The following is a 6,519-nucleotide window of genomic DNA, read 5'->3' on the forward strand; positions in this document are numbered from 1 at the left end:
GGCGGTTTTCCAAACTCAGTTGACGAACGGGAGGTCAAAGCCCTTCAGCAGGGCCTTGGCTTCCTTGTCCGTCTTCGCGGTCGTGACGAAGACGATGTCCATGCCACGGATCGCGTCCACCTTATCATAGCTGATTTCGGGGAACACGATCTGCTCCTTCAGGCCGAGCGAGTAGTTGCCGCGGCCGTCGAAGCCCCTATTACCAGGAATGCCGCGGAAGTCACGCATGCGCGGCAGCGCGATGGTGACCAGGCGGTCCAGGAATTCGTACATCCGCGAGCGGCGCAGGGTGACCTTGCAGCCGATCGCCTGGCCCTGGCGGATCTTGAAGCCGGCGATCGCCTTCTTGGCCAGGGTCTTCACCGGCTTCTGGCCGGCGATGACCGTCAGCTCGGCCAGGGCGGCGTCCAGCTTCTTCTGGTCGCCCGCGGCCTCACCAACGCCCATGTTGATGACGATCTTGGAGAGCTTCGGAACCTCCATCGGGTTGCCGTAGCCGAACTCCTCGACCAGCTTCTTCCGCACCGCCTCAGCATAGAGCTGCTGCAGGCGGGGCAGTTCCTTCGCCTCGCTCATGCGTCGATCACCTCGCCCGAGGCCTTGGCCACCCGGACCTTCTTGCCGTCCTCAAGCACCTTGAAGCCGACGCGGGTCGGCTTGTCGGACTTGGGGTCGATCAGGGCGATGTTGGAGAGGTGCAGCGAGGCCTCCTTCTCCACGATCCCGCCCTGCTGGCCCATGCCCTTCGGCTTGGTATGGCGCTTCACGATGTTCAGGCCCTGCACCACGGCACGGCCTTCCTCGGGCAGCACGCGCAGCACTTCGCCGCGCTTGCCCTTGTCCTTCCCCGTCAGGATCTGGACGCGGTCGCCCTTCTTGATCTTCGCGGCCATGGATTACAGGACCTCCGGCGCCAGCGAGATGATCTTCATGAACTTGCGCGCGCGCAGCTCACGAACGACCGGGCCAAAGATACGCGTGCCGATCGGCTCGTTCTGCTTGTTGATCAGAACGGCCGCATTGCGGTCGAAGCGGATGGCCGAACCGTCCTGGCGGCGAACCGGGTAGGCGGTGCGCACGATCACCGCGCGCTGCACGTCACCCTTCTTCACCTTGCCGCGCGGAATCGCTTCCTTCACGGACACCACGATGATGTCGCCCACCGAGGCGGTGCGCCGCTTGGAGCCGCCGAGCACCTTGATGCACTGCACGCGGCGCGCACCGGAGTTGTCGGCAACCTCGAGGTTGGACTCAACGATAATCATTGGTCGTCAGTCCTCAGGCCTGGGCCGCCGCGGCGTTGAAGCCCGGGGTGACGACCGGGGCGCCATTGCGCTCGATCACCAGCCAGGTCTTCCGCTTGCTGATCGGACGGCACTCCTCGATCGCCACGACGTCGCCTTCCTTGCACAGGTTGGCGTCGTCATGCGCGGCGTACTTCTTCGAGCGCCGGATGAACTTCTTATAGAGCGGGTGCATCACGCGACGCTCGACAAGGACCGTCACGGTCTTGTCCATCTTGTCGCTGACGACCCGCCCGGTGAGGACGCGCTTCGGCATAGCCGGGGTCTCCTCGTCAGGCCTTGGCGGCCGAGCGGGACTGCTCGGCCAGCACCGTCTTAACACGGGCGATGTCGCGGCGCACCACCTTGATGCGGGAAACCGCCTCAAGCTGGCCTGTTGCGCGCTGGAAGCGGAGGTTGAATTGCTCCTTCCGCAGGTCCAGCAGCATCGCCTTCAGTTCATCCGCGGTCTTGCCGCGGATATCCACGATCTTGGTCATCGGCTCAGGCCTCCGCCGCGCCCAGGCGGGTCACGAGCTTGGTCTTGATCGGCAGCTTCGCCGCACCGAGGGTCAGCGCCTCACGCGCCGTCTCGAGCGAGACGCCATCGATCTCGAACATGATGCGACCCGGCTTGACGCGGGCAACCCAGTATTCCGGCGCGCCCTTGCCCGAACCCATGCGGACTTCCGCCGGCTTCGTGGAGACAGGGAGGTCCGGGAAGATGCGGATCCACACCCGGCCCTGGCGCTTCATCGCGCGGGTGATCGCGCGACGGGCGGCCTCGATCTGGCGGGCGGTGACGCGCTCCGGTTCGAGCGCCTTCAGGCCGAAGCCGCCGAAGGACAGGGTGAACCCGCCCTTCGCCACGCCCTTGATGCGGCCCTTGTGCGCCTTACGGAACTTCGTGCGCTTCGGGGAAAGCATGGTCTGTTATCCTCAGCGCTGCGGCGCCTGCTCCGCGGCGCGCTTGTCCTGCGCCAGCGGGTCATGCGCCATGATCTCGCCCTTGAAGATCCAGACCTTCACACCGCAGGTGCCATAGGTGGTCTTCGCGGTCGCCGTGCCGTAGTCGATATCCGCGCGGAGGGTATGCAGGGGCACGCGGCCCTCGCGGTACCACTCCATCCGGGCAATCTCGGCGCCGCCCAGGCGGCCGCCGCAATTGATCCGGATGCCGCCCGCGCCGAGGCGCATGGCGGACTGCACGGCGCGCTTCATCGCGCGGCGGAAGGCCACGCGGCGCTCCAGCTGCTGCGCGATGCTCTCCGCCACCAGCTGCGCCTCGATCTCCGGCTTGCGGATCTCGACGATGTTCAGCGCCACCTCGGCCCCGGCGAGCTTCGCCAGGTCCTTGCGCAGAACCTCGATGTCGGCGCCCTTCTTGCCGATCACGACGCCCGGGCGGGCGGCGTGGATCGTCACGCGGGGCTTCTTCGCCGGGCGCTCGATGATCACCTTCGAGACGCCGGCGCCCTTCAGGCGATCCTTCAGGGTCTTGCGCAGCTTCAGGTCATCATGCAGCAGCTTGGAATAATCCTCGCCGGCGAACCAGCGGGAGTCCCAGGTGCGGTTGATGCCGAGCCGGAGCCCGATCGGATTGACTTTGTGGCCCATATTACGCGGCCTCCTGCTGCGCCGGCTCGGCGTCCGCCTGCTTCTCGGCAACCACGATGGACAGGTGGCTGAACCACTTCTCCACCCGGGCGGCCTTGCCGCGGCCGCGCGCATGGAAGCGCTTCATCACGATGGCGCGGCCCACTTCCACGCGCGAGACGACCAGGCGGTCGACGTCGAGCTGGTGGTTGTTCTCCGCGTTCGCGATGGCGCTCTCGAGCGTCGCCTTCACGGTCTGGGAGATGCGGCGCTTGGAGAAGGTCAGGATCGCGAGCGCGTCCTGCGCCTTCTTCCCGCGGATCAGCCCGGCGGCAAGGTTCAGCTTACGAGGGCTCACCCGGATGTTCCGGGTGACGGCCTTCGCCTCAGTCTCGGCGAGCGTGCGCTCGTGCTTCGGCTTGCTCATCGCTTAGCCCCGCTTCGCCTTCTTGTCGGCCGAGTGACCGTTGAAGGTGCGGGTCGGCGAGAACTCGCCGAACTTGTGCCCCACCATATTCTCGGTCACCTGCACCGGGATGAACTTCTTGCCGTTATACACGCCGAAGGTCAGCCCGACGAACTGCGGCAGGATCGTGCTCCGGCGCGACCAGATCTTGATGATCTCGTTGCGGGTGGAAGCACGCGCCGCTTCGGCCTTGTTCAGCAGGTAGCCGTCGACGAACGGCCCCTTCCAGACACTGCGCGACATCGCGGTCAGCCCTTCGTCACGTTGCGGCGACGGACGATCAGCTTGTCCGTGCGCTTGTTGGTGCGGGTCTTGTAACCCTTGGTCGGCTTGCCCCACGGGGTAACCGGGTGGCGGCCGCCCGAGGTGCGGCCCTCACCACCACCATGCGGGTGGTCGACCGGGTTCATCACGACACCGCGGTTATGCGGCTTGCGGCCCAGCCAGCGCGAGCGGCCGGCCTTGCCGATATGCTGGTTCTGGTTGTCCGGGTTGGACACCGCACCGATCGAGGCCATGCACTCGCCGCGCACCAGGCGCAGCTCGCCGGACATCAGCTTCACCTGCGCGTAGCCGGCATCCTTGCCAACCAGCTGCGCATAGGTGCCGGCCGAGCGGGCGATCTTGCCACCGGCGCCGGGCTTCATCTCGATGTTGTGGATGATCGTGCCGACCGGGATCGAGCCGAGCGGCATCGCGTTGCCCGGCTTGATGTCGACCTTCTCACCCGCCACCACGACGTCGCCCACCTTCAGGCGCTGCGGCGCGAGGATATAGGCGAGCTCGCCATCCTCGTACTTGATCAGCGCGATGAAGGCCGTGCGGTTGGGGTCATATTCCAGCCGCTCCACCGTGGCCGACACGTCGAACTTGCGACGCTTGAAGTCGATCACGCGGTAGGACTGCTTATGCCCGCCGCCCCGGAACCGGACGGTGATGCGGCCATGATTGTTGCGGCCGCCGGAGTGGCTCTTGCCCTCCGTCAGCTGCTTGACCGGCTTGCCCTTGAACAGCTCGCGACGGTCGATGAGGACCGTCCCGCGCAGGCTGGGGGTAACCGGGTTAAAGTGCTTCAGCGCCATGGCGTTAAGCGAGCCCCGTGGTGAGGTCGATGCTCTGGCCCTCGGCCAGGCGGACGACCGCCTTCTTCCAGTCGGAGCGCACGCCCTCACGGCCGCGCACCCGCTTGGTCTTGCCCTTCATGACGAGGGTGTTCACGGCGACGACGGTCACCCCGAACAGCCCCTCCACCGAGGCCTTGATCTCCGGCTTGGTCGCGGAGAGCGGCACCTTGAAGGTAACCTGGCTCTGCTCCGCGAGGCCGGTGGCCTTCTCGGTGATGACCGGCGCGAGGATGGTCTGATACATCTTCTCGCGCGAGATCACGATGCCGGGCTTCTTGGTCGCGGTCTCGCTCATGCCAGCCGCTCCTTCAGCGCCTCGACGGCCTGGCGGGTCACCGCCAGCACGTCATGCTTCAGAATATCATAAACGTTCGCGCCCAGCGTGGGCAGCACGTTCACGTTCTTCAGGTTGCGCACGGCGCGGCCGAAGCCGTCCTCGACCTGCGCATCCACGACCAGCGCGCTCTTCCAGCCCAGCGCCTTGACCTTGGAGGCCATGGCGGAGGTCTTGGCGTCGGCGCCCAGCGCGGCGGTGTCGAGCACCACGAGCTTGCCCTCGGCGGCCTTCTGGCTCAGCGCGCTGATCAGGCCCAGGCGGCGGACCTTCTTGTTCAGCGCGTAGCCATGGTCGCGGACGACCGGGCCGTGCACGGCGCCACCAGTGCGGAACTGCGGCGCGCGCAGCGAGCCCTGGCGGGCGTTACCCGTGCCCTTCTGCCGGTACGGCTTCTTCGTCGTGCCGGAGACCTCGCCCATGCCCTTCACCTTGTGGGTGCCGGCACGGCGCTTGGCGAGCTGCCAGTGAACGACGCGGGCCATGATGTCGGCGCGCGGAGCGGCGGCGAACAGCGCGTCCGGGAGATCGATCTCGCCGGCCTGGCCGTTATCCAGGGTGATGACAGGAACCTGCATGTCCTAACCCTCAGGCCACGGCCGCGGGGAACGGCGCGTCGGCCGGGCGCGCGGACTTCACCGCGTCGCGCACCAGCACATACCCGCCCTTCGCACCGGGCACCGCGCCCTTGACCAGCAGCAGACCCTTCTCGAGGTCGAAACCGGCGACCTCCAGGTTCTGCGTGGTCACGCGCTCAACGCCCAGATGGCCAGCCATCTTCTTGTTCTTGAAGGTCTTGCCCGGGTCCTGACGGTTACCCGTCGAACCGTGGCTACGGTGCGAGATCGAGACGCCGTGCGTCGCCTCGAGGCCCGAGAAGTTCCAGCGCTTCATGGCGCCGGCAAACCCCTTGCCCTTCGAGGTGCCCGTCACGTCGACGATCTGGCCCTTCACGAAGTGATTCGCGGAGAGCTTCACGCCCGTCTCCAGCATGGCGTCAGCGGCCACGCGGAACTCGACGACCTTCTTCGGCGCCTCGACACCCGCCTTGGCGAAGTGGCCCTTGTTGGGCTTCGAGACGTTCTTCGGCTTCGCCAGGCCAAAGCCCAGCTGCACCGCATTGTAACCGTCCTTCTCTTCCGTGCGCTGGGCGACCACGCGCACCTGGTCCAGGTGCAGCACGGTCACGGGCACGGTCGAGCCGTCGTCGTTGAACAGCCGGGTCATGCCCAGCTTCTTCGCGATCAGGCCGGTGCGACCATTCTTCGCGGCCATGGTGTTCTACTCCCCGGCCTCAGAGCTTGATCTCGACGTCCACACCAGCGGCCAGGTCGAGCTTCATCAGCGCGTCCACGGTCTGCGGGGTGGGGTCGACGATATCGAGCAGACGCCGGTGAGTCCGGATCTCGAACTGCTCACGGCTCTTCTTGTCGACATGCGGCGAGCGGTTCACGGTGAAACGCTCGATTTCCGTCGGCAGCGGGATCGGGCCGCGCACGCGCGCGCCCGTCCGCTTCGCGGTGTTCACGATCTCCCGCGTGCTGCCATCCAGCACGCGGTGATCGAACGCCTTGAGGCGGATGCGGATATTCTGGCTGTCCATGTTCTGGCGCCTGTCTCTTCTTCCGCTGCCGCTTACGCGATGATCTGGGCGACGACGCCGGCGCCGACCGTGCGGCCACCCTCGCGGATGGCGAAGCGCAGGCCCTGGTCCAT

Annotated in this window: 15 protein-coding genes; all 15 read right to left on the bottom strand. The window is 66.4% G+C overall.

Annotated elements, in window-relative coordinates:
• Positions 1 to 15 precede the first annotated feature (15 nt).
• Positions 16 to 576 (bottom strand): 50S ribosomal protein L5, encoded by a 561-nt coding sequence (gene rplE / locus NON00_RS14855; RefSeq protein WP_256022429.1) that lies wholly within the window; start codon positions 574 to 576, stop codon positions 16 to 18.
• Positions 573 to 893, bottom strand: coding sequence for a 50S ribosomal protein L24 (rplX, locus tag NON00_RS14860; protein ID WP_256022430.1), 321 nt, complete (start codon positions 891 to 893; stop codon positions 573 to 575). The genes rplE and rplX overlap by 4 nt, the downstream gene beginning before the upstream one ends.
• A 3-nt stretch (positions 894 to 896) precedes the next feature.
• A complete protein-coding gene (gene rplN, locus NON00_RS14865; protein WP_256022431.1) occupies positions 897 to 1,265 on the bottom strand; it encodes a 50S ribosomal protein L14 in 369 nt (122 codons plus the stop codon).
• Positions 1,266 to 1,278: 13 nt separating this feature from the next.
• The gene (gene rpsQ / locus NON00_RS14870) at positions 1,279 to 1,560 is read right to left on the bottom strand and encodes a 30S ribosomal protein S17 (protein ID WP_256022432.1); all 282 of its coding nucleotides are present in this window, start codon (positions 1,558 to 1,560) and stop codon (positions 1,279 to 1,281) included.
• 16 nt (positions 1,561 to 1,576) lie between these two features.
• Positions 1,577 to 1,783: a 50S ribosomal protein L29 gene (gene rpmC, locus NON00_RS14875; protein WP_256022433.1), complete on the bottom strand. Its 207-nt coding sequence runs from the start codon at positions 1,781 to 1,783 to the stop codon at positions 1,577 to 1,579.
• 4 nt (positions 1,784 to 1,787) lie between these two features.
• Positions 1,788 to 2,210: a 50S ribosomal protein L16 gene (rplP, locus tag NON00_RS14880; protein WP_007004409.1), complete on the bottom strand. Its 423-nt coding sequence runs from the start codon at positions 2,208 to 2,210 to the stop codon at positions 1,788 to 1,790.
• Between the two features lie 12 nt (positions 2,211 to 2,222).
• Positions 2,223 to 2,900 (bottom strand): 30S ribosomal protein S3, encoded by a 678-nt coding sequence (rpsC, locus tag NON00_RS14885; protein WP_256022434.1) that lies wholly within the window; start codon positions 2,898 to 2,900, stop codon positions 2,223 to 2,225.
• Between the two features lies 1 nt (position 2,901).
• Positions 2,902 to 3,306, bottom strand: a complete 405-nt coding sequence (gene rplV, locus NON00_RS14890; RefSeq protein ID WP_256022435.1) for a 50S ribosomal protein L22 — start codon at positions 3,304 to 3,306, stop codon at positions 2,902 to 2,904.
• Between the two features lie 3 nt (positions 3,307 to 3,309).
• Positions 3,310 to 3,588 carry a 30S ribosomal protein S19 gene (rpsS, locus tag NON00_RS14895; protein ID WP_256022436.1) on the bottom strand — a complete coding sequence of 93 codons (279 nt, stop codon included), beginning with the start codon at positions 3,586 to 3,588 and terminating at the stop codon, positions 3,310 to 3,312.
• Positions 3,589 to 3,593: 5 nt separating this feature from the next.
• On the bottom strand, positions 3,594 to 4,427 hold the full coding sequence (gene rplB, locus NON00_RS14900) for a 50S ribosomal protein L2 (RefSeq protein WP_256022437.1): 834 nt from the start codon (positions 4,425 to 4,427) through the stop codon (positions 3,594 to 3,596).
• A 4-nt stretch (positions 4,428 to 4,431) separates the two neighbouring features.
• Positions 4,432 to 4,764 carry a 50S ribosomal protein L23 gene (locus NON00_RS14905; protein WP_256022438.1) on the bottom strand — a complete coding sequence of 111 codons (333 nt, stop codon included), beginning with the start codon at positions 4,762 to 4,764 and terminating at the stop codon, positions 4,432 to 4,434.
• Positions 4,761 to 5,381 (bottom strand): 50S ribosomal protein L4, encoded by a 621-nt coding sequence (rplD, locus tag NON00_RS14910; protein ID WP_256022440.1) that lies wholly within the window; start codon positions 5,379 to 5,381, stop codon positions 4,761 to 4,763. Before rplD ends, NON00_RS14905 begins: the two co-directional genes overlap by 4 nt.
• Before the next feature lie 10 nt (positions 5,382 to 5,391).
• Complete coding sequence (gene rplC / locus NON00_RS14915) at positions 5,392 to 6,078, bottom strand: 50S ribosomal protein L3 (protein WP_256022441.1); 687 nt, start codon at positions 6,076 to 6,078, stop codon at positions 5,392 to 5,394.
• Positions 6,079 to 6,097: 19 nt separating this feature from the next.
• Positions 6,098 to 6,406 (bottom strand): 30S ribosomal protein S10, encoded by a 309-nt coding sequence (rpsJ, locus tag NON00_RS14920; RefSeq protein WP_007004401.1) that lies wholly within the window; start codon positions 6,404 to 6,406, stop codon positions 6,098 to 6,100.
• Between the two features lie 32 nt (positions 6,407 to 6,438).
• The coding region (locus tag NON00_RS14925) for a hypothetical protein (RefSeq protein ID WP_256022445.1) at positions 6,439 to 6,519 on the bottom strand (81 nt) is incomplete at its 5' end.

Origin of the sequence: Roseomonas sp. GC11 (assembly GCF_024437745.1) — a bacterium.
Taxonomy (GTDB): domain Bacteria; phylum Pseudomonadota; class Alphaproteobacteria; order Acetobacterales; family Acetobacteraceae; genus Pseudoroseomonas.